The sequence below is a fragment of the Actinacidiphila acididurans genome, from assembly GCF_016918855.1.
GTDB classification, from domain to species: Bacteria; Actinomycetota; Actinomycetes; order Streptomycetales; family Streptomycetaceae; genus Actinacidiphila; species Actinacidiphila acididurans.
Genome location: NZ_JADKYB010000002.1, coordinates 105,203 through 129,764, shown reverse-complemented (window position 1 = coordinate 129,764; position 24,562 = coordinate 105,203). Strand labels below are relative to the sequence as shown.

Annotated in this window: 19 protein-coding genes; 11 read left to right on the top strand and 8 right to left on the bottom strand. The window is 73.1% G+C overall.

Going from position 1 to position 24,562, the window contains the following annotated elements; all coding sequences use genetic code 11:
* Positions 1-1,199: 1,199 nt before the first annotated feature.
* A complete protein-coding gene (locus tag ITX44_RS03715; RefSeq protein ID WP_205355524.1) occupies positions 1,200-3,611 on the top strand; it encodes a serine/threonine-protein kinase in 2,412 nt (803 codons plus the stop codon).
* Between the two features lie 89 nt (positions 3,612-3,700).
* Here ITX44_RS03715 and ITX44_RS03710 read toward each other — a convergent pair whose 3' ends face one another.
* Positions 3,701-4,807, bottom strand: a complete 1,107-nt coding sequence (locus tag ITX44_RS03710) for an IPT/TIG domain-containing protein (RefSeq protein WP_205355523.1) — start codon at positions 4,805-4,807, stop codon at positions 3,701-3,703.
* Positions 4,808-5,303: 496 nt separating this feature from the next.
* On the opposite strand from ITX44_RS03710, the gene ITX44_RS03705 reads away from it, so the two are divergent.
* Both ITX44_RS03705 and ITX44_RS03700 read left to right on the top strand, forming a co-directional pair.
* Positions 5,304-5,684 (top strand): cold-shock protein, encoded by a 381-nt coding sequence (locus ITX44_RS03705; RefSeq protein WP_307795079.1) that lies wholly within the window; start codon positions 5,304-5,306, stop codon positions 5,682-5,684.
* A gap of 453 nt (positions 5,685-6,137) precedes the next feature.
* Positions 6,138-7,352 (top strand): PP2C family protein-serine/threonine phosphatase, encoded by a 1,215-nt coding sequence (locus tag ITX44_RS03700; protein ID WP_307795078.1) that lies wholly within the window; start codon positions 6,138-6,140, stop codon positions 7,350-7,352.
* 142 nt (positions 7,353-7,494) lie between these two features.
* On the opposite strand, the gene ITX44_RS03695 is transcribed toward ITX44_RS03700, so the two are convergent.
* Positions 7,495-9,903: an NEW3 domain-containing protein gene (locus tag ITX44_RS03695; protein WP_205355521.1), complete on the bottom strand. Its 2,409-nt coding sequence runs from the start codon at positions 9,901-9,903 to the stop codon at positions 7,495-7,497.
* 296 nt (positions 9,904-10,199) lie between these two features.
* On the opposite strand from ITX44_RS03695, the gene ITX44_RS03690 reads away from it, so the two are divergent.
* Together ITX44_RS03690 and ITX44_RS03685 are read left to right on the top strand one after the other, a co-directional pair.
* Positions 10,200-10,934, top strand: coding sequence for a type 1 glutamine amidotransferase (locus ITX44_RS03690; protein ID WP_372440836.1), 735 nt, complete (start codon positions 10,200-10,202; stop codon positions 10,932-10,934).
* A gap of 195 nt (positions 10,935-11,129) precedes the next feature.
* Positions 11,130-13,028: a M1 family aminopeptidase gene (locus tag ITX44_RS03685; RefSeq protein ID WP_205355520.1), complete on the top strand. Its 1,899-nt coding sequence runs from the start codon at positions 11,130-11,132 to the stop codon at positions 13,026-13,028.
* A gap of 129 nt (positions 13,029-13,157) precedes the next feature.
* On the opposite strand, the gene ITX44_RS03680 is transcribed toward ITX44_RS03685, so the two are convergent.
* Positions 13,158-13,694, bottom strand: coding sequence for a hypothetical protein (locus ITX44_RS03680; protein ID WP_205355519.1), 537 nt, complete (start codon positions 13,692-13,694; stop codon positions 13,158-13,160).
* 200 nt (positions 13,695-13,894) lie between these two features.
* Positions 13,895-14,998, bottom strand: a complete 1,104-nt coding sequence (locus ITX44_RS03675; RefSeq protein ID WP_205355518.1) for a Gfo/Idh/MocA family protein — start codon at positions 14,996-14,998, stop codon at positions 13,895-13,897.
* A gap of 325 nt (positions 14,999-15,323) precedes the next feature.
* Here ITX44_RS03675 and ITX44_RS42535 point away from each other — a divergent pair, with 325 nt between their 5' ends.
* On the top strand, positions 15,324-16,328 hold the full coding sequence (locus ITX44_RS42535) for a helix-turn-helix transcriptional regulator (protein WP_205355517.1): 1,005 nt from the start codon (positions 15,324-15,326) through the stop codon (positions 16,326-16,328).
* Between the two features lie 138 nt (positions 16,329-16,466).
* On the top strand, positions 16,467-16,844 hold the full coding sequence (locus ITX44_RS03665) for a hypothetical protein (protein ID WP_205355516.1): 378 nt from the start codon (positions 16,467-16,469) through the stop codon (positions 16,842-16,844).
* 435 nt (positions 16,845-17,279) lie between these two features.
* On the opposite strand, the gene ITX44_RS03660 is transcribed toward ITX44_RS03665, so the two are convergent.
* The 4 genes from ITX44_RS03660 to ITX44_RS03645 form a co-directional block, all read right to left on the bottom strand.
* Positions 17,280-18,062: a hypothetical protein gene (locus tag ITX44_RS03660; RefSeq protein WP_205355515.1), complete on the bottom strand. Its 783-nt coding sequence runs from the start codon at positions 18,060-18,062 to the stop codon at positions 17,280-17,282.
* Positions 18,063-18,171: 109 nt separating this feature from the next.
* Positions 18,172-18,663 (bottom strand): glutathione peroxidase, encoded by a 492-nt coding sequence (locus tag ITX44_RS03655; protein ID WP_205355514.1) that lies wholly within the window; start codon positions 18,661-18,663, stop codon positions 18,172-18,174.
* A 71-nt stretch (positions 18,664-18,734) separates the two neighbouring features.
* Positions 18,735-19,388 (bottom strand): pentapeptide repeat-containing protein, encoded by a 654-nt coding sequence (locus ITX44_RS03650; RefSeq protein ID WP_307795076.1) that lies wholly within the window; start codon positions 19,386-19,388, stop codon positions 18,735-18,737.
* Positions 19,389-19,506: 118 nt separating this feature from the next.
* The gene (locus tag ITX44_RS03645; protein WP_205355513.1) at positions 19,507-20,355 is read right to left on the bottom strand and encodes a polysaccharide deacetylase family protein; all 849 of its coding nucleotides are present in this window, start codon (positions 20,353-20,355) and stop codon (positions 19,507-19,509) included.
* 265 nt (positions 20,356-20,620) lie between these two features.
* Here ITX44_RS03645 and ITX44_RS03640 point away from each other — a divergent pair, with 265 nt between their 5' ends.
* From ITX44_RS03640 to ITX44_RS03625, 4 genes are all read left to right on the top strand, one after another.
* Positions 20,621-21,514 (top strand): AurF N-oxygenase family protein, encoded by an 894-nt coding sequence (locus ITX44_RS03640; RefSeq protein ID WP_205355856.1) that lies wholly within the window; start codon positions 20,621-20,623, stop codon positions 21,512-21,514.
* An 83-nt stretch (positions 21,515-21,597) separates the two neighbouring features.
* The gene (locus ITX44_RS03635; protein ID WP_205355512.1) at positions 21,598-22,335 is read left to right on the top strand and encodes a TetR/AcrR family transcriptional regulator; all 738 of its coding nucleotides are present in this window, start codon (positions 21,598-21,600) and stop codon (positions 22,333-22,335) included.
* 7 nt (positions 22,336-22,342) lie between these two features.
* Positions 22,343-22,600 carry a DUF8847 domain-containing protein gene (locus ITX44_RS03630; RefSeq protein WP_205355511.1) on the top strand — a complete coding sequence of 86 codons (258 nt, stop codon included), beginning with the start codon at positions 22,343-22,345 and terminating at the stop codon, positions 22,598-22,600.
* Positions 22,601-22,749: 149 nt separating this feature from the next.
* Entirely contained in the window at positions 22,750-24,408 is a 1,659-nt protein-coding gene (locus ITX44_RS03625; RefSeq protein WP_205355510.1) for a chitinase, read from the top strand.
* The last annotated feature ends 154 nt before the right edge of the window (positions 24,409-24,562 follow it).

The window sequence follows — 24,562 nt, the reverse complement described above, 5'->3', positions numbered from 1 at the left end:
CCCCAGCCGTACGTACGGAGGTACGGCCGTACGGCACGGGGTCGTTCGCTCGCCGGCGCACGCCAGGTGGGGGGATGCGCGCCGGTCCGGCTCGGCGGAGATGGCCGCCGCGAAGGCGGTGGCCGGGAATGGGCGTACGGACGTACGACGTACGGACCCCCGGTGAGGGTGGTGTGCGTGGTTCGTGCGTTTCCGCGGCCGGATGGGAGCGCTCCCAGCGTAGGAAGTGCGCCAGGGCGTGACAACACCGGTAGCAAGCGCTTTCACAGGTTGGCCATTTTCGTACGCCTGGTGGTGCGGCGGACGACGTGAGGGGCGTACGGGTCGGGTGGCCGGGTTCGGGCCCGGTTGCGCCGCTGCCCCGATCCTTTGCGAACCCCCGTACGGCAGTACCCTCTTGACCCTCACGGCTCCTCCCCCCTGCGGCCCCTGAGCGTTTCCCGGGGCCCCCGGCCGTCTCTTCGGCGTCGGCCCTCCCGCGGGACGAGGATCCGTGGGCCCCGGCGGATCGGACCGTTCGCCGGTGGAGCAGCCCGAGTACGGATGCGGGCGTCGAGGAGCCGCGTCGCGGGCAACGGACAGCGGCTCCTCCCCAAGGGGCAGCGCGAGGAGCGGATCAGGTGGACAACCACGACGGCACGGGCATACCCGGCAAGGACAACGGATCGGCCGCTGACGCGCAGCAGCCGGCCGCACAGCGGCGCGTTTCGGGCCCGGCCCCGAAGCGCGCGGCGAAAACGGGGAAGGCCGCGGCCGCCCGGCCCCGGAAGACGACACAGGCTCCGGCTCCCGAGAAGGGGTCGCCGGTGAAGGGCGCGCCGGTTGGGGAGGCCCCCGCGAAGGGGGCGGCCGCGGGTGGGCCCGAGGAGGGGGCGCCCGCGGGTGGGCCCGAGAAGGATGCGGCTGCTGCTTCGGCGGTGACGGAGGGTCAGGGGGCTGCTGCGGAGGGGCAGGCGGCTTCGGAGCCCGCGGGGAAGGGTGCGGCTGGGAACGGAGAAGCGACGTCCTCGCAGCCCGCCGCCAAGGGTCAGGAGACCGCGGCGGCCGAGGAGCTGGCGCAGGCCGCCCCGGCGAAGGGGCAGGCGGCGCCTTCGGAGTCTGCCGCAAAGGGCGAGGCTGTGACGGCCGAGGAGTCGGCGCAGGCCGCCCCGGCGAACGGGCAGGCAGCGCCTTCGGAGTCTGCCGCAAAGGGCGAGACTGTGGCCGCCGAGGAGTCGGCGCAGGCCACCCCCGCGAACGGGCAGACGGCGCCCGCGGAAAAGGTTCCCGTCGCGGAAGCTCCCGCGGCCGTCCCGGCGCAGCCCGCGGCACCGGCGGTGAAGGGCCGCAAGGTCGCCGCGACCGCCGGTACGAAGGCGGTCCCGGCCAAGAAGGCAGCGCCGGGGAAGAAGGCCACCCCGGCCCGGAAGGCCACCGCCTCCACCGCCGCCAAGCAGGCCGCGCCCGCCAAGAAGGCCGCCGCCGACGCGAAGACGGCGGCCACCGAACCCGTACTGCAGCAGCCGCAGCCGACCGCCGCCGCGGCCAAGGGAGCCGGGACCGCCAAGGGTGCCGCCCCCTCACCCGAGGCGGCGGCACCCCAGGGCCCCTCCCCCGACGCGCCCACCGCCCCCGACGCCGCACCCTGGCAGCTCGCCGGCTACGTACCCGAGCGCGACCTGGGTACGGGCGCGTTCGGCCGGGTGGTGCGGGCGCGGCACGAGGCGAGCGGTGTGCCCGTCACGATCACGTACCTGTCGGCGGAGCTCGCGCAGGACGCGGCCTTCCGGGAGGCGTTCCGGAGCGAGGCCGACAAGCTCGGCGGGCTCGAATCGCCGTATGTGGCACGCCTGCACGCGTACGTGGAGGACGGCCCGCACGCCGCGGTCGTGACGGAGCCGGTCGACGGGGTGGGCCTGGACGTCCTGCTGCGGGAGCACGGCCCGCTCGCCCCCGAGGCGGCCTTGGCCGTGCTGAAGGGGTCGCTGCTCGGGCTGGCCGCCGCGCACTGGGCCGGCGTCGTCCACCGGGCGTACGAACCCGCGAACGTACTGGTCACCCCCGAGGGCACGGTCAAGCTCGGCGGGGTCGGTCTGGCGGCCCGCGCCGAGGGAAACAGCGCGGCGGGCAACGCACCGGCCGGCGCGGAAGGCGGTACGGAGAGCCGTACGCCCGCGGCGGCGTCCCCGTACGCCGCGCCCGAACTGCGGGCGGGCGCCCCGGCGACCCCGGCGAGCGACCTCTATGCGACGGCGGCCGTCTTCTTCGCCGGCCTGACCGGCACACCTCCGTACACGGCCACCGACGCGGCCCAGCAGACCCGGACGCCGGCCCCGGACGCGCAGGAGCCGGGCGAACAGCCGCAGAACACCACCGGCTTCGCAGCCAAGGCGAACACGGCCGCCGCAGCGGCGGATCCCGCCACGCAGCACGCCACCGCCCGGGTCCCGGACGCGCAGGAGCAGGGCGAACAAGCGCAAGGCGCCACCGACTCCGTGGCCAAGGCGAACACGGTCGCTGCCTCCGCGGAACTCGCGGCACAGCACACCAACGCCCCGGTCCCGGACGCACACCAGCAGGGCGAACAGCCGCAAGGCGCGACCGACTCCGTGGCCGAGGCGAACACGGCCGTCGCCGCGGCGGGACTCGCCGCGCAGGTGCCGGAGCCCGTACGGCCGCTGGTGGCCCGCGGGCTGGCCGAGGAGCCGGGTGAACGGCCGCAGGGGGCCACGGACTTCGTGGCCGAGGTCGACACGGTCGCCGCCGCCGCGTACGGCGCCGGCTGGGAGGAGCGCGGGCAGCGGCAACTGGCCGCGCTGGTCGTACCGTTGGTGGCGCCCCCGGCCCCGCCCGCGGTGGCCGGCGTAGCCGCAGGGGTGGGCGTGCCGGGCACCCCGCCCCTGCCGGAACCGGCGGGCGACGGGGAGAGCCGCGCGCCCCGGTTCGGCCGGCGCGCCAAGGTGCTCGCCGCCGCGGTCGCGGGCGTGATCGTGGTGGGCGCCGTCGCGATCAGCGCCGTGGCCTCCGGGAGCGACAAGACGACCACCAGCGCGGACCCGAGTCCCACGGCCACCACCGCGCGGCCCTCGGCGGCGGCCCCGGCGGCCACCTCGCCCTCGGCCGTGGCGACCACGGCGACGCCCTCCGCGTCGCCTTCCCCGAGCACCACTCCGCCGACGACCGAGAGCGCAACGACGCCGGCCGCTCCCACGACGCTCCCGCCGGTCACCCCGACGACCGTGCCGGCCACGGCCCCGGCGGCCCCGTCCGCGCACCCGAGCAGGCCCGTCGCCCCGGTGCCCGGCGGCCCGCACGTATCCTCCGTGGCCGTCACCGGCTTCACCTGCTCGACCGGCAACCGCACGGCCACCGCCACGGTCTCCGTCCACTACGACGGCACCGCGTCCGGCACCCTCCTGCTCACCTGGTGGCGCAACACCTCGGCCACTCCCCAGGGCGCCACGACGATGCCGCAGCAGACCGCCCGCTTCCCCAAGGGCTCGCAGAACTACACCTTCACCGACACCTTCACCTTCGCCAAGGACCGCAGCCGCCCCTACATCGGCCTGACCGTGGCCACCTCCCCCTCCGCCGCCTCGGGCAACGGCTCCTACCGCGTCGGCTGCCACTGACCGTCCCGCACGACATGCCGGTGTCCCCGGACCCGCCGCAGATGCGGAGGGCCCGGGGACACCGCTCGTAGGTGTGGTGCCGGGGACGATCAGACGTAGGTGTAGGCGCCGCCGGAGACGGAGCCGCCGGCCGTGGTGACGACCACCGGGACGGTGGTGGCCGCGGTGCCCGCCGGGGTGGTGCCGGTGATGGTGGTGCCCGTGTTGGTGGTGATGGTGGCCGCGTTGCCGCCGAAGGTCACCGTCGCGCCGGAGAGGTTGGTGCCGACGATGGTGAAGGGGGTGCCGCCGATTGCCGGGCCGGACAGGGGCGTCACGGTGACGGTGACGACCGGGGGCGCCAGGTAGGTGAGGGTGCCGGCGAAGGCCGTGCCGCCCGGGGTGGTGACCAGGACCGGCACAGTGGTTCCGGCGGTGCCCGCCGGGATGGTGCCGGTGATGGTGGTGCCCGTGTTGGTGGTGATGGTGGCGGGCGTGGCGCCGAAGGTCACCGTGGCGCCGGTCAGGTTGGTGCCCACGATGGTGAACGTGCCGCCGCCGGCCGCCACGCTGGTGTTCGGCGTGACGGTGCCGGTCACGACCGGCGGCGGGGGCGGCGGCGCGAGGTACGTGAAGCCGCCGGGCACGGTGGCGGTACCGCTCGGCGTGGTCACGACCACCGGGACGTTGCCGGCCGCGTGCGGCGGGACCAGGCCGATGATCGCCAGCGGCGTCGTGGCCAGGACGGTGGCCGCGTTGCCGCCGAACGTCACGGTGCCGCCGGTCAGGTTGGTGCCCACGATCACGAACGGCGTACCGCCCGTCGTCGGCCCCTGGTTGGGCAGGATGCTGGCCGCCGTCGGCGCCCCGGTGCCGACGCTGTACGTGTACGGCACCGGGTTGCTGGTGCCGCTCGGCGTGACGACGGTGACCAGTACGGTGCCGGTTCCGGGCGGCGCGACGACGGTCAGCGTGAAGCCGAGCGGGTCGCCGCCGCTGATGGTGGCCGGGGTGGTGCCGAACAGCACCTGCGTGGCGCCGCCGAGACCGAGCCCGACGAGCATCACGGTGTTGCCGCCGGCCGCCGGCCCGGAGAGGGGCAGGTCGGCGAAGAGCAGCGGCCCGAAGGGCCAGGGCTGCTGAAACGGGCCTTGGTTCCACTGCCCCGGGAACCACTGGTTCGGGGATTGCTGAGCGCTGGGGACGAGCGTGGTCATGATGAGTCTCCTGCCTGACGGCATGGTTGGGTGCGGTGTGCGGCCTGACGGGCAAGGGGTACGGCCGGGGTGTCGGCAAAGGGGCACGTGGCGCCCGCCGTCCTCCGGGGGCAGCACGGAGGGACCGGGACGGAATGGCGGGACCTGGCGCCGGGCCTCACAGGGCAGGCGAAGCGGAAGCCGGCGGCTGAACTCCTCGCAGAGGACGGGCGGTCCACCGGTTCGGCCCTCTCATTGACCGGCCACCCGCCCGGAATGTCCACTCTTTTGCCGGGCATTCACCCGTACGGCAGGCGTGTACGGCGTCCGTTTCGCCCCGGCTCACACTCCGTCGCCCCACACCCCCCGACCGCCGTCGGGCCCTCCCGGAAGGACGAGGTCGCGCGGATGGGTGCTTGACCGGGGGCGGAGGACAGTATCGTGCGGGTGGTAGGTGCTGTCCGGGCCACGGAGGTCCGGCGCGGGGATGTTGCTGGCAGGGTTGGGGGTTCGTGCGGTGGTTGCTGGTCGTGTGGTGCGGTTCGATCCGTCGAGGGGTTACGGTTTCATCGCTCCGCAGCAAGGGGGCGAGGACGTGTTCCTGCACGTCAACGACATGTTGATCCCGGAGTCGCAGGTGCGGACCGGGCTGGCCGTGGAGTTCGAGATCGAGGAGGGCGAGCGCGGCCCCAAGGCCTCCGCCGTCCGCCTCGCCGATGACGCGGTGCCGATGGACGGGGACAATCTGCTCTGCGACGTGCTCAGCGCGAAGGAGTACACCCGCGAGGTCACCGAGGTCCTTCTGGAGGGCGTGCCCTCCCTCACCGGCGAACAGATCGTCGCCATCCGCCGCGTCCTCGTCAACGTCGCCAAACGCCACGGCTGGACCGAGAACTGACGCAGTTCGGTTCGCCGGGAAAACCTAGGGGCGCGGGGAACTGCGCGAGCAACCACATGCGGCCGGTGGTCCGGAGACGACAGCAACTGCCCCTTCGGGCCGGTGACGACCCGCGCCACGGTGGGGGTACCTCCCGGGAGGGCTTGTCGCGCAGTTCCCCACGCCCCTGCGGGGCGCTCCCGGCGAACCGCACTCCGCCAGGTGGGCCCGGAGTATCCCCGGCGAGCCCCGCGGCGCAGCCGCGTCCTTGGGCGAACCGGCCCGCCGCCAGGCGGGCCCACTCCCGGTGAACCCCGAAAAGCGTACCGTTCATCCGACGTTCGTCGGATCGCCCGGAGCCGTGGTGCAGCCGGTTACCTGTCGACTGGTGGGATGGGACGCCCGGAACGAATCCGCGGCGCGCTCGCCCACCGCCGGTGACCGGAACGACGGGGACATCACGGGGAGACGGGCGTGTCCGGAGGTGGCGTATTGGAGCGGCTCGGCGAGGGCGCCGCGGACACGGCGGGACCGGCCGCCGCGGAGGCCCGGGAAAAAGCCGCCGCGGGGGCGTTGGAGGACGCCGCGGAGTCGATCGGGACGTCGCTGGACGAACCGGCGACGTGCAGGGAGCTGGCCGGGTTCCTGGTCCGGCGGGAGCTGTGCGAGGCCGCCGCGGTGGAGCTGCTGCCCGAGGACGTACCGGCCGCCCGGCTCGGCGGCGGCCCCGAGGCACTGGCGCGCGCGGCGACCGCCGGGCGTCCGGAATTACTTCCGCCGCACACCCCGCGCGACGTGCGGGCCATCACCGTCCCGCTGGTCGCCCGCGGCCGGCGCTACGGCGCGGTGGTCGCCATCCGCACCGGCCTGGCCTTCACCGGCGCCGAGGTGACAGTGCTGCACCACGCCGCCCGCCTCGCGGCGATCCACCTGGGGCACGCGCGGCGGCACGAGGCGGTACGGGACGCCGCGATGAACCTCCAGCGCGCGCTGCTGGCCGAGCCCGGCCGCCCGCACGCCAACCTCGACGTGGCCTCGCACTACCTGCCGGCCGGCGGCGGCGACCTGGTGGGCGGCGACTGGCTGGAAACCGTACGGCTGCATTTCGGCCGCACGCTGCTGGTGATGGGCGACGTGATGGGGCACGGGCTTGACGCGGCCGTGGACATGAGCGCGTACCGGTCGCTGCTGCGCTACATCGCCTCCACCGACCTCCCCCCGCACCGGGTGCTGCGGCAGCTCGACGCCGCCGCGGCCCGCGACGGCTCGCGGCGCCCGGCCACCTGCCTGCTGGTCCGAGTCGACCCGGCCCGCGGCACGTGCTCGCTGGTCAGCGCCGGGCACCTGCCGCCGGTGGTGTTCGGCCCGGACGGCACCGGCACGCTGCTGCGGCTGCCGGTGGGCCCGCCGCTGGGCACCGGCATCGGCGGCTACGAGCAGACCACCTGCCGGCTCGGCCCGGACGAGACGCTGGTGATGTTCACCGACGGCCTGGTGGAGCGCCGGCACGAGGACATCGACGTGTCCCTGGCCCGGCTGGCCGGCCTGCGGCTGCCGCCCGGCGCCGGGGTGCAGCAGAGCCTCGACTTCATCCTCGGCAACCTGGACGCCGAGCACGCCGAGGACGACGTCGCGGCCCTGACCGCCCGCATCCGCCGCGCCCCGGCCCCGCACGCGCTCACCCCGTGACCGGTGAGGGCGCCGGAGCACCCCGGACATGACCGTGGCCCGTACGGCGGGAGGAGCCGTACGGGCCACGGGCCATGAATGGTTCAGCCGGTCAACAGCGCCTACCGGTCAGCTCGGTCTACCGGTCAGCTCGGTCTACCGGTCAGCTGGTCGAGAAGGCGTCGAAGTCCGCCTCGCCCGTCGTGCCCGCGGCGTGCGCGGTGGCGAAGACGCCGACGTCCTGGGTGGCCGCGGCCGGCGGCACGCTGACGCTGCCGACCAGGTTCCAGGTGCTGCCGTCGGTGGACCAGTAGCCGGTGTACGTGGTGCCGGCACGGACCAGTTTCAGCCACGAGGGGTACGTGACCGTGGCGTGCGACTGGTTGGAGTCGAGCTGGCCGTCGCCGTTGCTGTCCCACTGGAGGGCGTAGCCGTTGCCCGGGGTCACGGCGAGGATGACGAAGCCGGGCGAGGACGAGGCGTTGGTGATGTCGTTGCGGACCATGATCCCGGCCTTGGCCCAGGCGTCGGTGTTGGTCTGCGCGCCGACCTTCACCACGGTCGTCGACCCGTCGTGCTCTGCGCCGTGCAGGTAGACCGCGCCGTACTCGTCGGTGCCGCCGTAGACGTCCGCGCCCTGGGCACGGATGCCCAGCTGCGTACCGGACTGGCTGAAGCCGGCCGCGGTGGACGCGTAGGTCTTGTACGGGGCGGCGACCGGGCTGCCGACGGTGATCGTGTCGGCGGCCGTCGCCTGGCCGCCGGTGCCGGACCGGTCGTCGTAGGTCACCGTCGCCGTCACGGGGGCGGAGTCCCACAGCCCCGAGCCGGACGCGGCGGTGACGGTGAAGGAGAACTGCGCGGTGCCGCCGGCCGGGACCGAGCCGTACCGGGCGCCCGAGGAGGGGGCGACGGTGGCGCCGGCGGGCGCGGTCAGGTCGAGGCGGACGTTCTTCACCGGGCGGGCGCCGTAGTCGGTGAAGGACTCGGTCACGGTCGTGGTGGCCTGCTGGGTGGGCGCGTCGAGGCCGCTCAGCGAGACGGTGGTGCTGGGGGCGAGGCTCGCGGAGACCTTGGCCAGGGCGTGCACCCGGAACAGGGCCACGCCGTGCGACGGGACGGCCGCCGCGACGGTGCCGCCGGACTCGGTGGTGGTGTGGTTCCACAGGTCCTGCACGGAGTAGTCGGGCGCGGCGGGCAGTCCGAGGGCGGCCGCGCTCGCCGAGACGACCCGGGAGCCGGAACCGGTGTTGAACAGGCCGACGATCGTGTCGCCGTTCTGCTCGGTCTTGGCGAACACCTGGGTGTTGCCGTCGCGGCTGACGCGGTGGGCGTCGATCGCGTCCTGGTCGACGGCCAGCACGTCGGTGTTCTTCAGCAGCGCCAGGTCGGCCGGGTCCAGGTGGGTCAGGTCGGTGCCCAGCATGAGCGGGGAGGCGGCCAGCGACCACAGGCTCATCTGCGTCTTGCGCTCGTCGAGGGTCAGCCCGTCGTTCGCGCCGTTGCCGACTTCCAGGGAGTCGTAGTCGTTGAAGCCGCCCGGCCCGCCGTACGGCGCCCAGGCCGCCACCTGGTCGAAGCGGGAAGAGATCGAGGACCAGGTGGTCAGCGGGTAGCTGCTGCCGTTCGGGCCGCAGTAGCACTCGATGTCGCCGCCGGTGCGCCAGCCGTTGGACAGCTTGTTCCAGGTGGCGGCGTTGTTGATGTCAAGGCCGTTGGACAGCTCCAGGTGGATCGGGCGCCCGGTGCCGCGCAGCGCCTGGGACCAGGCCTGCACGTCCTGTACGTCGGGGGTGCCGACGCCGTCGATCTTGACGTAGTCCACGCCCCATCCGGCGAACTGCTTGGCCCAGGAGTCGATGAACTCCTGCGCGCCGGGCTTGGTGTAGTCGATGCCGACCATGCCGCCGCAGTTGTAGTTCGCCTCACCGGCGGTCGTGGCGATGTCCTGCGCGTGGTACGGCGTGCCCTCGATCGGCGTGTTCGCCGCCACGGCCTGCTTCGAGATGCCCGGCGTGACGTACAGGCCGAACTTCAGCCCCAGGGAGTGGACGTAGTCGGCGACGGCCTGGATGCCGTTCTCCGAGCCCTGGGAGGGGAACTTGGCGGTGTCGGTGGCCCACCGGCCGTACTCGTCCACCGCCGGGCCCTGACCGCCCGGGCAGGGGTACCAGAAGTCGTCGACGTTGACGTACTGGTAGCCCACCGAGGCCAGGCCGCTGTCCTTCATCGCCCGGGCGGTGGCCTCGATGGTCTGCGCCGTGGGGTCGTGCCGGACGAAACTCCAACTGCTCCAGCCCAGCGCGGGCTTGGCCCCCACCCCGTTGTCCTCGGCCTGCGCGGGCGCGGCGGTGGCGCCCGCGGTGGCCGTGACCCCGGCGGCGACCAGCAGCCCGGCCGCGCCGAGCGCGACCAGCCGGCGGCGGACGCGGGTGGCGAAGGGAGTGCCGGGGGCGGTGCTACGGGCCCGGGCGCGGTCGCTGCCGCGGAAGGGGGTGCGGATCCGGAGGCGGCCCTGGGCGTCCGGTCTGTCGCCGCCGGCGCTCGGCCGGTGGTCCGTGCTCAAGCTCATCGGGTTCTCCTCCTTGGCCGCGCCCTGACCGCGCGGCCGCACACCTGTGGATTTGTGCGGGAAATGGGGGGAGTTGAGGGGAGATTGCAAACACGATCAAACGTGACCCGTCAGATGTCACCAACGCGCGGAGGAACTGTCAAGGGAACGGACCGTTTCCGCGGGCGACGATCTCCGGGCCCCGCCACCGGCACGACCCGGCTGGGGGCACCCCCGGCCGCCGGGCTGGGGGAGGACGACAATGAGCGGCGGATCAAGGACGGCACGGACAGCGGGAGGACCGGGTGACGGACGGGGTGGCGGGCGGGGTGGCGGGCGGAGCCACGGCACTGGTCGTGCAGAACACCGTGTCGGGGGACCTGGGCCGGTGGGCCGGGTGGCTCGCCGAGGGCGGGCTGGGCGCGGAGGTGGTCCGGGCGTACGAGCCGGGCGCGCGGGTGCCGGACGAACTCACGTCCTACGCCGCCCTGGTGGTGCTGGGCGGGGGCTTCCTGCCGGACGAGGACGAGCGGGCGCCGTGGCTGCGCCCGGTACGCGCGCTGGTCGCGCAAGCGCTGACGGACCAGGTCCCGGTGTTCGGGATCTGCCTGGGCGGCCAGATGCTGGCGCAGGTCGCCGGCGGCGCGGTGGAAGGGCGGTCCGGGGAGCCGGAGTTCGGCAGCACGCGGCTCGCGCTGCGGGCCGAGGCGGCGCGTGACCCGCTCTTCCGGGACCTGCCGCAGCGGCCGACCGCGATCGAGAACCACGTGGACCGGATCGTCCGGCTGCCGGCCGGAGCGAGCTGGCTGGCCAGCAGCGAGCGCTGCCCCTACCAGGCCTTCCGGGTGGGCAGCAGGGCCTGGGGCGTCCAGTTCCACCCCGAGGCCGCCGCGGACCGCCTGACCCGCTGGGACCCGGCCCGCCTCACCCCGCACGGCCTCGACCGCGGCGCCCTCCACCACCGGGCCCTCGCCGACGAACCGGAATCCGCCCGCGTCTGGCGCGACGTCGCCCTCCGCTTCGCCGCCCTCGCCTCCGGCCGCCAGGACTGACCCGGCCGGCCCGCCCCGAACCGCACCCGCCCCCAACGGGCGACCACCCCGGGGGGACATCCGCCCCACGCCCTCTACCGCTCACAGCATTGTCATGTGCACACTCTGGGCAAGGCCCCGCACAACGGGGCCTTTTCCACCGCACGGTCCCGTTTCGTACGGCTCATCCCCCCACCGAGAGGACCCGATGAGACGATGAGGAACCGACGACTGTCCCTGATCGCCGGCGCCGGAGCGGCCGGCCTCGCCCTCGCGGCGAGCGTCGCCCTGGCCGGCGCGGCGGGCGCCGCGGGCACCCCGCTGGCCGCCGCGGCCCCGGCGGCCTGCACCCCGGCCCAGGTGGTCGCCAACGGCGGCTTCGAGAGCGGCACGTCACCGTGGACCAGCTCCAGCGGCGTGATCACCACCGGCGGCGGCGAGAGCGCCCACACCGGCAGCTCCTTCGCCTGGCTGGACGGCTACGGCAGCACGCACACCGACACGCTCTCCCAGTCGCTGGCGATCCCGGCCGGCTGCACCACCGCCACCCTCACGTTCTGGCTGCACGTCGACACCGCCGAGACCAGCACCTCCACGGCGTACGACAAGCTGACCGTCAAGCTCGGCAGCACGACCCTGGCCACGTACTCCAACCTGGACGCCGGCACCGGCTACGTGCAGAAGACGATCGACGCGTCCGCGTTCGCCGGGCAGAGCGCGAGCCTGGCGATCACCGGCGCCGAGGACTCGAGCCTGCAGACCAGCTTCGTGCTGGACGACGTCGCGCTGAACACCTCGGGCGACGGCACGACCCCGCCCCCGACCACGCCGCCGCCCACCACCCCGCCGCCGTCGGACGCGACCCGTACCCCGGCCGCGCCCGCGTACACGGTGAGCCTGACCAGCGACAGCACCGGCGCGAACTGGAACGGCCACGAGAGCGTGACCTTCACCAACGCCTCGGCGACCCCGCTGAACGACGTCTACCTGCGGCTGTGGGACAACTACCACGGCTCCTGCCCGACCACGCCGATCACGGTCACCAACGTGACCGGCGGCACGGCGGGCGCGCTCTCGGTGGGCTGCACCGCGCTGGACGTCACCCTGCCGGCGCCGCTGGCCCAGGGCCAGTCGGGCACGGTCGGGTTCGACCTGAAGATCGCGGTGCCCAGCGGCGCGGACCGGTTCGGGCGCGACGGGGCGTTCAGCTTCATCGGCAACGCGCTGCCGGTGCTGGCGATCCGGGACGCCTCGGGCTGGCACCTGGACCCGTACACGAACAACGGCGAGAGCTTCTACTCGCTGGCCGCGGACTTCCGGGTGACCCTGGACCACCCCACCTCCCTGCTGGTCCCGGCCACCGGCACCTCGGTGGACACCCCCGGCGCCTCGGGACGTACGGTCACCACGGCCACCGCCACCAAGGTGCGCGACTTCGCCTGGGCGGCGGGCGCGTTCAGCAAGGTGTCGGGCACCTCACCGGGCGGGGTGAAGGTCAACGTGTACGCGGTGAGCGGGATCAGCACCAGCAGCGCCCAGTCGATGCTGTCCACCTCCGAGTCGGCGGTCGACGCGCACGCCGGCCGGTTCGGCGCCTACCCGTACACCGAGGTGGACGCCGTGCTGGACAACAACTTCTGGTTCGGCGGCATGGAGTACCCCGGCTTCGTGCTCGACCTGGTGGACAGCAACGCGCTCACCCATGAACTGGCCCACCAGTGGTGGTACGGCATCGTCGGCGACGACGAGTACAACAACCCGTGGCTGGACGAGGCGTTCGCCGACTACTCCACCGACATCGCCGAGGGCAAGACGGGCACGAACTGCTGGAACAGCGTCTCGTGGGCGTCGTCCGCGGAGAAGATCACCAACTCGATGGCGTACTGGGACGCGCACTCCTCCCGGTACTCCACGGTGGTCTACGGGTACGGCAAGTGCGCGCTGCACGACCTGCGGCGGCTGATCGGCGACTCCGCGATGACCACGCTGCTGCACGACTACGCGGCGGCGCACTGGTACGGGGTGTCCACCACCGCCGAGTTCAAGGCGGCGGCCCAGGCGGCGACCAGCACCGACCTGACGTCCTTCTGGACCACCCACCGCATCGACGGCTGAGGCTGGCCTGGCCCCTGCCGTAGCGCACGCGCACACACGGTCCCCCCGCCCGGATGCCGGGCGGGGGGACCGTGTGCACAACAGTCGAGGATTGTGCGGGGTGACGGGCCGCGGGTGCGGTCCGCGTTCTCAGTGCCCGAACAGGTGCCGGGCGTGGCGCCGGTGGCTCCGCTCCGGGACCGTCACGGCCCGGGTGGACCCGGTGGACGGCTCGGACTCACGGGCCGGTTCCGGAACGCTGTCCGCGTCCGGCGCCCGGTTCGTGTCGGCGGAGCGATCGGCGGTGTAGGGGGCGGGCTCGGCGACGGTCGGCGCCGCGTCGCTCGCGTACGGGTCGCCGGTGGTGGCGTACGGGTCGCCGGCGTTCAGCCGCGCGGCCAGTTCGTCCCGTTCCCTGGCGGCCTGCGCCGCGTCCTTGCGGGCGGCGCGGATCTTCAGGGTACGGCGGCGGTGGTGGGCACTGCCCGCCGCGACGAGCAGCAGGCCGAACGCGAAGATCAGTGCGAGGGCGATACCCGCGCAGAAGGTCTCCAGCGAGTTCATCGTGGCGATGTGCTGGCCGAACACCGTCACGTTGTGGTCAGGGAGACCGGTTCGGTTGTCTCCGATCACGATGCCGGTGAATACGGCCGTACCGGCAAGGAGCAGCAAACCCAGGATCAGCATGTCGGTCACCTCCGGACATCGGGGCTCCTTGACCTACGGCTACCCCGGTCCGGCGCGCACACGCAGCCCATACGGGCATGCACCTGACGAAGCCGCCGAATGGCCACGGCGGATGAGGTGGGGTCAGGTTCGGGACGCTGGTCAGGCGCAGGACAGCGATCGGGTTCAGACCGGCGGCAGGTTCAGGCCGGCGGCCAGGTTCAGGACAGCCGCAGCGCCGCCTCGCGCATCACGCGGGCGTCGCGGCGTACCTCGGCCAGTCCGGGCAGCGGCGGGCCGTCGCCGGACAGTGAGCGGGCCCAGGCCAGCAACTGGCGGCGGAAGCCGGTGGCGCCGGGGCCGGCGGTGCGGGTGTGCCGATCGGCGAGGCCGCCGGCCGCGTCCCAGGTGTCGATGTCGAGCCGGGCGCCCTCGTCGCGGGCGTACGGCGAGGGCAGCGTGAGGGTGGCGACCGTGTCCTGCGCGGTGAACTCCAGCACCTCCCGGTAGCGGCGGTGCTCGGGCAGCCGCTGGTGGGTGAGGTCCACCACCAACTCGCCGTCCGGCCGCCACCGGCAGCCCACGCCGTCGGTGCCGGCCCACCGGTCGGCGTGCAGCAGCCGCCCCTCCAGCTCGCGCCCTGATCCGTCGAGGACCGCGTGCACGATGTTGACCTGGTGGATCAGCGACCCGCCGAGCCCGCGGGCGTACGCGTCCTGCTGCTCCGGGCTCGCCTGCGGGCCCAGGGCCGCGGCCAGTGCGGCGCGGGCGGCCGGCGGCTGCGGGCCGAAGGGCGGCGGGGGGTACGGCATCAGGTGCGCGACCTGGTGCGGCGCGTTGGGGTCGTGGATGTCCACGGTGAGCCGGCGGGCCCGGTCCAGGTGCGCCCGGCAGTGGTCGACGAACATCCGCACGATGGGGTCGTGCCGCTTCATGTAGCCGGCGGCGACCGGCAGTTGGGCGGCGGCTTCGGCCGCGATCATCTCGTCGATCTCGGCGAGGTCCAGGCCGACCGGCTTCTCGCACAGCACCGGCAGCCCCTGGGCCAGGCACTCCAGCACCACGTCCCGGTGGGTCCACCAGGGGGTGCACACCAGGGCGGCGCGCGCGCCGGCGCGTACCGCGTCCGCGACGTCCGTACACACCACCGCGTCCGGGAAACCGGCCGGGCCGCCGGTGACGGCCGCCGCGTGGGCGAGGTCGCGTTCGACCACCGCGACCAGCCGCAGGTCGTCCGGCAGGTCGCGGATCTCTCTCACGTGGGCGGCGTGGGCGACCTTGCCGGCGCCGATCAGTGCGACCGGCAGTACGACGGGCAGCGGCATTTCGGCCTCCTTTACCGTTCGTTTTCCGCCGACATCACACCTCTTGGTACCCGCCCGGCGCTCGTGGACCCGCGTCCGGGCCCCGGTCCGTTCGCCGGTTCGATCACCGTCCGGCGACCTGACCGGTGAGCCGAGCCCTGTCGGGACAGTAGCGCGGACGCCGATAATGATCGATTATGGATCGCCGGCATGGGGTGCGCGGCCCTCAGCGGAGTGACCTCGGCCGCTGGCACAGGACTGAACCGTTGCTAAAGTCGCTTCGGGTGCTGTCGCCACACCGCGGTCCGCCTCGGGGTCCGGAACGCGGTGATGAAAGGGGGAAGCCGTGGCCAGTGCTGTTCGGAGTGGGGCGGATGCGGCCGATGTCGCGCTCGCCCTCTACCAGGCCCTGCGCGCGGGCGGTTCCACGCCGCCGGACGAGGCAGCGGCCCGGCTGGGCCTCACCGAGTCCGAAGCGAAGGCCGGCTGGTCGGAATTGTCCGAGCTGGGGCTGATACGTCCGGGCCGGCAACCCGAAGAAGTGGACTCGGTGGAGCCGGACACCGCGTTGATCGCCCTCCTCGCGCGGCAGCGCGAGGCGCTGCGCGCGCAACGGGACGAATTGTCGTCGATCGTGGAGGCCGCCGAGGCGCTGATAGAGCGATACCGGCCCGCGGTGATGCGCGAGACCGCCGATATCGAGGTCGAACTGCTGACCGAAGCGGACCGGCGGCGGCAGTTCCTCCAGGACTTCAATGCCACCATCAGCGAGGCCACCGGTTCCATGCATCCCGGCCCGCTGCCCGGTTCGGAAGTACTCGTCCACTCACTCGCCGCGGACTCCGCCCTGCTGGAACGCGGGGTACAGGTTCGCGCCATTTACGGGCAGAGCATCAATTCCGCCCCGCGACAGCGCAAATACCTCTCCGACCTCGCGGCCACCGGCGTGGAGGTGCGACTGGCCCAGCAGGTGCCCTTCGACCTGCTGATCGCGGACAGTCACAGCGCCCTGGTGTCGGCCGATCCCGACGACCCGTCCGGCCCGGTCATGATGATCCGCGGCCCGGCCCTCGTACGCTCCTACGTGGCGCTCTACGAGGACTGCTGGCTGCGGTCGGTGCCGTACTCGGCCAAGGCGGCGAGCGGTTTCGACGGCGAAGGCGCACTCACCGAACAGCACCGCACAACCCTGCGGTTGCTCGCCAATGGACTCACCGACGAACGAATCGCGCGGAAACTCGGGGTGTCATTGCGCACCGTGAGTCGCCTGGTGTCGGAGATCATGCGGTATCTTCAGGCGGACAGCCGTTTCCAGGCGGGCGTTCTCGCTTCTACACACGGCCTCATCTGACCTGCGCGTTCGCGCCAGTGCGCATGTGCGCACAACCGGAACCTGGTCCTCGCCTGTCTGGTTTTGACAGTATTGAGATCTGTAACGCGTAGCCATTGTCGTGCTGCGAGAGTCCCCCTGCCCCCGCTAAGGATTACCATGTCGCGCATCCGGTACACGGCCAAGTACTCCACTGTTGCGGCCCTGGTGCTCGTTCTGTCGTCCGCCGCCGGGACGGCCATCGCCTCCGCGGCCAGTGCCCCTGCCGCCGGCGCCGAACCCGGCACGACGGCTCCGGGAAACTGGTGGCCGGGGTCCGTCTCCGATGCGACGGTCGCTGTTCCGGCCAACTGGTGGCCCGACGGGGCCACCGGCACCGAGCTCGCCACCCCCGCGAACTGGTGGCCGGGCGCCACCACCGACGCGGTCGCCTCCCAGGCCAACTGGTGGCCTGGTCTCGCCACCGACGTTCAGACCGTGGCCCCCGCCAACTGGTGGCCGACAGCCCCCGCCGCGCCGGCCCAACTCGCCATCTGAGCACACGAATTCCGTTTTCCGCTCGCTACTCCCCCACGAGCAACCTGTGGCCCGCCCCGAACGGCGGGCCATTGTGTTGCCCCGCGTCGTCCGGACGTTTTCCGGAATTCTGCGTTCCGTGTGCGTCGCGCGTTCCGGGTGAATTCTGGGCTCCAGGAGAATTGTGGTCGGTGGGGAGAATTCCGCGGCGGAAGTCGATCCGCGTGACTCGGGCGGAAGAAGTGGAGGAAGCGGGAGAAGCGGTGGGCGTGGAATAAGTGGACCGAGGGGAATAAGTGGGCGAGGTGGGCTGAGTGCGCGGAGTGGAAATTGTGTCGGGGTGGGGTCGGAAGTGACGGTTGGGAACTGGTCGGACGGGAAGTGCTCCGGCCGGCGGGCCCGCGGGGGACGCCGGCGGCCGGGCCGCGGCGCGGGCCCGAGGGGACGGGCCACGGGTCAGGCGTGAGTGCGCCTTTCCAGCCGGTCGCGGCCGAGGGTGTCCAGGACGTCCTCCTGGGCGTAGTAGACCTGGCGACCGTCCTTGTGGCGGCGCCACCGGTGCACTTCGGCGAGCCCGGGGACGGTGCCGGCGGGTATCCGCCAGGCGTACGAGATCTGCTTGGCGCTCAGCCCGCTGGGGACGGCGGGCTGATTGCGGTACAGGGCCCGCCAGCGCTCGGGGGGCCAGGTGTGGGTGGGGTCGGTGTCGCACTCGACCGCGGACGGCAGCGCGGTGCCCGGATCGCGGGCCACCGCGGTGAGCCGGCCCCGGCAGGCCGTGGCGATGCACGGGCCCACCGGGATCCGCCGGTCGTGACGCGGCCGGGCGATCGCGAGGGATCGCCGCAGCAGCGTGTCGATCTCCGTCGCGGCGTCCTCGGCTGCCGGGTGAACGGCGAGCCAGGCGAGGTGCCGGCGGAGGAAAGCCGCGAGGGCCGGCACCGTCCGTAGGGGGAGACGGACGGTCCGGCCCTCGACCAACAGATCGGCCCAGGAGGCGAGAGTGCCTCGAATGTCGGCGCGCGCCTCGACAGCCGGCCCGTTCAGGGGGATGCCGGGCCGGGCAGTGCCGGTCACTCGGTCGCCGGAGTCCGGCGCCGGTACGAGCGCAACCTCCAACTCGCCGTATACCCGGGGAAGCAAGGCGAGTTGCCGATCCAGCCGCTCCTGGCAGGGAACGCACAGCGCAGGGTCCGTGTCGACACACAGGTGTCCGGTACGGAACTCGATGTCCTGCACTTGCCCGGTCCCTTCCTCTCCGGTGCGGTGCTTACAGCCTTCCAGGAAGGGGGTGATCCGGACAATGTCCACCGACCGGCCGGATTCTGCCATGGCGCATTCGCGCATCTCAGCCCAGGAGCTGGGCCTCGATGGCGCCGGTCACCTCGTCGGACTCGGGCTCGGTGCGGGGCCGGAACCGGGCCACGACAGCGCCGTCCGGGCCGATCAGGAACTTCTCGAAGTTCCACTGGATGTCGCCGGCTTCGCCCTCGGCGTCCGGCACCTGGGTCAGCTCGGTGTACAGCGGGTGCCGGTCGGCTCCGTTGACCTCGGCCTTCTCCAGCAGCGGGAAGGTCACGCCGTAGGTGGTGGAGCAGAAGGTCTGGATCTCCTCGGCGGTGCCGGGCTCCTGGCCGCCGAACTGGTTGCAGGGCACGCCCAGCACGGTGAAGCCGCGGTCGGCGTACCGCTTCTGCAGCCGCTCCAAACCTTCGTACTGTGGCGTGAGCCCGCACTTGGAGGCCACGTTCACCACCAGGACGGCCTTGCCGCGGTGGTCGGCCAGGGAAGCGGCGGCACCGTCGAGGGTGCGCAGCGGGATGTCGTAGAGGGCGCTCATCACGGTCTCCTGTTCGATAGGGGTGGACGCAAGAAGGCGGTACGGGTGCGGGCGTGCGGGTGAGTTACGGGTCACCGGTCCTTCACGGTGATGCCGAGCGCGGCGGCGAGGGCCGGGGCGAGGTCGAGCAGTTGCGCGGGAGTGATCAGCGCGCCGCGCAGGGCGTCCCAGCCGTCGGCGAGGTCGATGCCCAGGGCGCCGCGCAGATCGGCCTTCTTCAGCGTGGCCCGGCCGAGCCGGGCCCGCTCCAGGCGGCTGCCGGGGAAGGACACCTTCTCCAGCACGGCCTCCTGGAAATCGACGTCGCGCAGCACGCAGTCCTCGAAGACCACCTCGTGCAGCGCGGCGGAGCGCAGGTTCACCGAGTCCAGCTTGCAGCGGCGCAGGTGCACCCGGCGCATCGTCGCGCCGTACGCCTCCACGCCGGCCAGCGAGCAGCCCAGCAGCGCCGAGTCCAGCCAGTCGGTCCCGGCCAGCGAGGCCCCCGTAAGCCGGGTGCCGCTGATCCACACGTCATTGAACCGGGAGCCGCGCAGCGAGACCTCGGCGAAGGAGCAGTCGGTGACCGCCGCCTCCAGGAACCGGCTCCCCGCGGCACTGCCGCCCTCCGCCGCCACCCGGTCCACATGCACCGTGTCGTAGTCCCCCTCGGCCTCCAGCGCCTCCCGGTACGGGCGCAGCGCATCGGCATAGGGCAGGTCCGCGAGTTCCTCGGCCACGGTCACATTTGCCTAGCGTACCCGCGAGTACGGCGCCCCGGGCGAGCCGCCCGCCTGCTGCCGGGCGTCCTGCCGGAACCGCCTCCCGGGCGGTGACGGGCGGCTCCCCCACGGCAGACCCCGCTCAGCCCACCGCCGGGAAGGAGATCGCGTAGCCCTGCTGGTGGAGCCAGGTCAGGGACTCGTCGAGGGCGGTCACCGTTTGGGAGCGGTCGCCGCCGCCGTCGTGGAAGAGGATGACCGGGCCGTTGTGGATCTCGTGCTCGAGCGTGGCCAGGATGGCGGCGGCGCCGGGGCGGGAGAAGTCCTTCGTGTCGATGTTCCAGCCGAGCGGGCGCATGCCGTGCTGGGCGGCGAGGGTGCGGTCGGCGGGGGTGAAGGCGCCGCCGGGGGCGCGGTAGTAGAAGACGCGAGCGCCGCCGGAGGCGTCCTTGATCATGGTCAGGGCGTCCAGGATCTCGCCGCGCCGGTAAGCGAAGGACTTGTGGTCCATGGCGGTGTCGTGGTGCACCGTGTGGTCGCACAGCCGGTGTCCCTCGGCCACGATCCGGCGGACCAGGGCGGGGTTGGCGCGGGCCTGCGGGCCGATCATGCAGAAGGTGGCGTGCACGTGGTGGCGCCGCAGGACGTCGAGGACGAGCGGGGTCCAGCGCGGGTCGGGGCCGTCGTCGATGGTGATGCCGACGGATCGGCCGCCGAGTTCGGTGGCGTGCTGGATGGAGACCGGCACCGCGGGGCCGTTGGTGAGCGCGCGGGTCGGCCCGGATATGTCGTCGGTGTGCGGCAGGCCGGACGCCGGACGCGACGCCGTCGACCCGGACCGTACGGCGGCGGACGCGTCGGGCCGGCCGGGGCCGGGCGCCACCAGCGCGGAGGTGACGGCCGCGATCACCACCACAAGTACGGCCACCGCGATCGCCGTTGCCGTGGGCGCCGCCTTCAGCCGCGCCGCGCCCGTTCCCCGTACCGCCATTGCCGTCCCCGCCCCCGCCTGGTTGTCGATTCCGCCCCCGTGACCTGCACGAAAAGATGCCCGGGCGCCGGGCGCGGTTCCTGGCCGTACGGCCGCGAGCGGCCTTGTTACGGAATCCGTACGTCATCGGCCGCAGGCCCAAGGGCAGTTCGGGCGCGAGGGGTTGACGGCCTTGTTGACGCGCAGTCTTATAAGACGCGTACCGCTGGTAACCCTCGTGCTCCGGAGGCGATGGCGCGTGACCGATGCCGTGACCGACGTGCGGATGCGGACGTCCCTGATCGACCGGGAGAGGACGGCCGCCCGCCTGCTCGCCGCCTCCACCCGGCACTCCTTCGACCCGGACACCGAACTGGACTGGGACGCGCCCCTGGTGGAGGGGATGTGGTTCTGGCCGCCGGAGCTGGTGTCGCTGTACGACACACCGCTGTGGCACCGGATGCCCGAGGAGCAGCGGCTGGAGCTGAGCCGGCACGAGGTCGCCTCGCTGTGCGCGGTCGGGGTGTGGTTCGAGACGATCCTGATGCAACTGCTGCTGCGGCACACCTACGACCTGGAGCCGACCAGCGCGCACGTGCGGTACGCGCTCACCGAGATCGCCGACGAGTGCCGGCACTCCAAGATGTTCGCCCGCGCGGTGACCACCTTCGGCACCCCGGTCTACGGGCCGAGCCGGCTGGACCACGCGCTGGGCCGGGTGCTCAAGACGGTGTCCACGACTCCGGGTTCGTTCACCGGCACGCTGCTGGCCGAGGAGATCCTGGACTGGATGCAGCGGCTGGCCTTCCCCGACGAGCGGGTGCAGCCGCTGGTGCGCGGCATCGCCCGGATCCACGTGGTGGAGGAGTCCCGGCACATCCGGTACGCGCGCGAGGAGTTGCGCCGGCAGATGGAGATCGCGCCGCGCTGGGAGATCGAGTTCACCCGGGTGGCCTCGGCGGAGGCGGCGCGGGTGATCGCCCGCTCGCTGATCGGCCCGCGCGTCTACGCCTCGGTCGGCCTGGACCCGCGCGAGGCGGTCGCGGCGGCCCGCCGCAGCCCGCACCGGCAGGACGTGATGCGGCAGGCGGCCAAGCGGCTGATGGACTTCCTGGCGGAGATCGGGCTGCTGCGCGGGGCGAGCGTGCCGCTGTGGCGCAGTTCGGGGCTGCTGGCCTGATCCCGTCGCGCAGGCGGGCGGCGAGCCGGGCAGCGGGGCCGTTCCCGGACCGGCCGCGACCGCCCGGCGTTACCCTCCCCTTCATGAGCAGCAGCGCGGCGCCCGCGTACCGCCGGATGAGCGTCGAGCAGCGCCGCGGCCAGATCCTCGCGGCGGCCGTGGACCTCTTCGGGCACCGCCGGCCGGAGGAGGTCTCCGTGGACGACGTGGCGGCGGCCGCCGGGGTGTCCCGGCCGCTGGTCTACCGCTACTTCCCCGGCGGCAGGCAGCAGTTGTACGAGGCGGCGGTGCGCGACTCGGCCCACGCGCTGATCGAGGGGTTCGTCGTACCGGCCCGCGGCGCCCCCACCCAGCGGCTCACGCAGGCGCTGGACCGGTACCTGGCGTACGTGGACGAGCACGCGCCCGCGTACAGCGCCCTGTTGCGCGGCGGCGGGGTCGCGGAGACCTCGCGTACCGAGGCGATCGTGGACGAGGTGCGGCGGGGCGCGGCCGAACAGGTGCTGCGCCACCTGGGGGTGACCCGGCCGGGGCCGCGGCTGGCGCTGATGGTCCGCTCGTGGATCGCCTGTGTGGAGACGGCCTCGCTGACCTGGCTGGACCAGGAGCGGCAGCCGCCGCTGCCGGAGCTGCGGGACTGGCTGGTGGACCACTTCACCGGGCTGCTGATGGTGACCGCGGCGACCGACCCGCAGACCGCCGACGCCCTGGCCCGGGCGCTGCCGCTGGAGGACGGGGACAGCCCCGCGGGCAGGCTGGTCGCCCGGCTGGCCCCGCTGCTGCCGGCCGCGGATCACCTCATGGGACCGGCGGCCCCATGATGGAGCGGTGAGACACGAGGAGACCGAGTTCGTCGGCGGGCCGCTGGACGGGCGGGTGATCGAGGTGCTGGTCGGGATGACCGGGCAGCCGCCGAAGGTGTACCGGGTGCCGGTGCCCGGCCCGGAGGGCGAGCGGGTGTACGTCTACCACCGCCGGCCGGCCGAGGGTCCGCGCGCGGAGCGCCGCACCCACTGGGTCTTCGTGTACGACCCCGAGGGCCGGCCGCCGGAGGGCCCGCGCTGGCCCTGGTCGCGCAGGCGCTGAGCCCTCCCGGGGGCGCCGGCCCGCGGCAGCGGCCCCTGACGCCCCGACGTATACGTTTGTTGGTCCGGACCATTGACACGATTGGTCTGGACCTGTTTGCTGCGCGGTGACATGCACATGCGCCCTCTGCCCAGAAGGAGCATCCCCCCATGCGCACCTTCGCATCGCGCGCACCCCGCGCGACCTCCGCGCTGCGCCGCAGATCCCTCGCCGCCGCGAGCGCCGCGGTGGCCGGGGCCGTGGCGATCGCCGGCCTGGTGGCGCTGGCCCCCTCGGCCAGCGCCGGCGAGTTCCTGACCAACGGCGGCTTCGAGTCCGGCACCCTGGCCGGCTGGACCTGCGACCCGGGCACCACGGTGGTGACCGGCCAGGCGCACACCGGCACGTACGCCCTCCAGGGCGTGCCCTCCTCCTCGGTCGACGGCCAGTGCAAGCAGACCGTCAGCGTGGCGCCCAACACCACGTACACGCTGAGCGCCCAGGTCAAGGGGGCGTACGTGTACATCGGCGTGGACGGCGGGACCAGCACCTGGACGCCCTCCACCGGCAGCGGCTACGCGCCGCTCAGCGTCTCCTTCACCACCGGCGCGAGCCAGACCACCGCCTCGGTCTACGTGCACGGCTGGTACGGGCAGCCGGCCTACTACGCCGACGACGTCTCGCTCCAGGGCCCTGGCGGCGGCACCACCACCCCGCCCACCCCCCCCCCCACCACGCCCCCGAACCCCCCCCCCAACACCCCCCCCACCACACCCCCCCCCACTCCCCCGACCAGCCCGCCGCCCGGCGGCGGCCTGCCCACCCACGCGCTGGTCGGCTACCTGCACGAGACCTTCGCCAACGGCTCGGGCTACACCCGGCTGGCCGACGTGCCCGACTCCTGGGACGTCATCGACCTGGCCTTCGGCGAGACCGACTCGCCCACCTCGGGGAACATCCACTTCAACCGCTGCTCGGTCAGCGAGTGCCCGGCCGTGGAGTCCGACGCCGACTTCAAGGCCGCCATCGCCGCCAAGCAGGCCAAGGGCAAGAAGGTGCTGCTGTCCATCGGCGGGGCCAACGGCGAGGTGCAGCTGACCACCACCGCGGCGCGGGACGCCTTCGTCTCCTCGGTCAGCGGCATCGTCGACAAGTGGGGCCTGAACGGCATCGACATCGACTTCGAGGGCCACTCGCTGTCGCTGAACACCGGCGACACCGACTTCAAGAACCCCACCACTCCGGTGATCGTCAACCTGATCTCGGCGCTGAAGACGCTCAAGGCCAAGTACGGCAGCAACTTCGTGCTGAGCATGGCCCCGGAGACGTTCTTCGTGCAGATGGGCTACCAGTACTACGGCTCCGGGCAGTGGGGCGGGCAGGACCCGCGCTGCGGCGCCTACCTGCCGGTGATCTACGCCCTGCGCAACGACCTGACCCTGCTGCACGTCCAGGACTACAACTCCGGGCCGATCATGGGCCTGGACAACCAGTACCACACGATGGGCGGCGCGGACTTCAACATCGCCATGACGGACATGCTGCTCACCGGCTTCCCGGTGGCCGGCAACACCGCCAACATGTTCCCGGCGCTGGCCCCCTCGCAGGTCGCCATCGGCCTGCCGGCCTCCGTCAACGCCGGCAACGGCTACGTCGCCCCCGCCGCGGTCGACCAGGCGCTGGACTGCCTGACCAAGCGGACCAACTGCGGCGGGTACCCCGTCCACGGCAGCTGGCCGGCCCTGCGCGGCCTGATGACCTGGTCCATCAACTGGGACAAGTACAGCAACTGGGAGTTCAGCAACAACTTCCACGGCTACTTCGGCTGATCCGGCCGGGGAGCCCCCGATACGCGTACGGCCCGGTGCCGAGGGCGGCGACCGGGCCGTACGCCCACCCGCGGAACAACATCACTCGCGCGGGTGAACGGTGATGAACAGTACGGGCGGAAACGGCCATTCCCTCTGTCGAAGATACGACAAT

Excerpts from the sequence above, each read along its gene's own strand:
- ITX44_RS03710 (WP_205355523.1), bottom strand. The coding sequence starts at position 4,807 with ATGACCACGCTCGTCCCCAGCGCTCAGCAATCCCCGAACCAGTGGTTC.
- ITX44_RS03695 (WP_205355521.1), bottom strand. The coding sequence starts at position 9,903 with ATGAGCTTGAGCACGGACCACCGGCCGAGCGCCGGCGGCGACAGACCG.
- ITX44_RS03685 (WP_205355520.1), top strand. The coding sequence starts at position 11,130 with ATGAGGAACCGACGACTGTCCCTGATCGCCGGCGCCGGAGCGGCCGGC.
- ITX44_RS03680 (WP_205355519.1), bottom strand. The coding sequence starts at position 13,694 with ATGCTGATCCTGGGTTTGCTGCTCCTTGCCGGTACGGCCGTATTCACC.
- ITX44_RS03675 (WP_205355518.1), bottom strand. The coding sequence starts at position 14,998 with ATGCCGCTGCCCGTCGTACTGCCGGTCGCACTGATCGGCGCCGGCAAG.
- ITX44_RS03665 (WP_205355516.1), top strand. The coding sequence starts at position 16,467 with ATGTCGCGCATCCGGTACACGGCCAAGTACTCCACTGTTGCGGCCCTG.
- ITX44_RS03655 (WP_205355514.1), bottom strand. The coding sequence starts at position 18,663 with ATGAGCGCCCTCTACGACATCCCGCTGCGCACCCTCGACGGTGCCGCC.
- ITX44_RS03645 (WP_205355513.1), bottom strand. The coding sequence starts at position 20,355 with ATGGCGGTACGGGGAACGGGCGCGGCGCGGCTGAAGGCGGCGCCCACG.
- ITX44_RS03640 (WP_205355856.1), top strand. The coding sequence starts at position 20,621 with ATGCGGACGTCCCTGATCGACCGGGAGAGGACGGCCGCCCGCCTGCTC.
- ITX44_RS03635 (WP_205355512.1), top strand. The coding sequence starts at position 21,598 with ATGAGCAGCAGCGCGGCGCCCGCGTACCGCCGGATGAGCGTCGAGCAG.
- ITX44_RS03625 (WP_205355510.1), top strand. The coding sequence starts at position 22,750 with ATGCGCACCTTCGCATCGCGCGCACCCCGCGCGACCTCCGCGCTGCGC.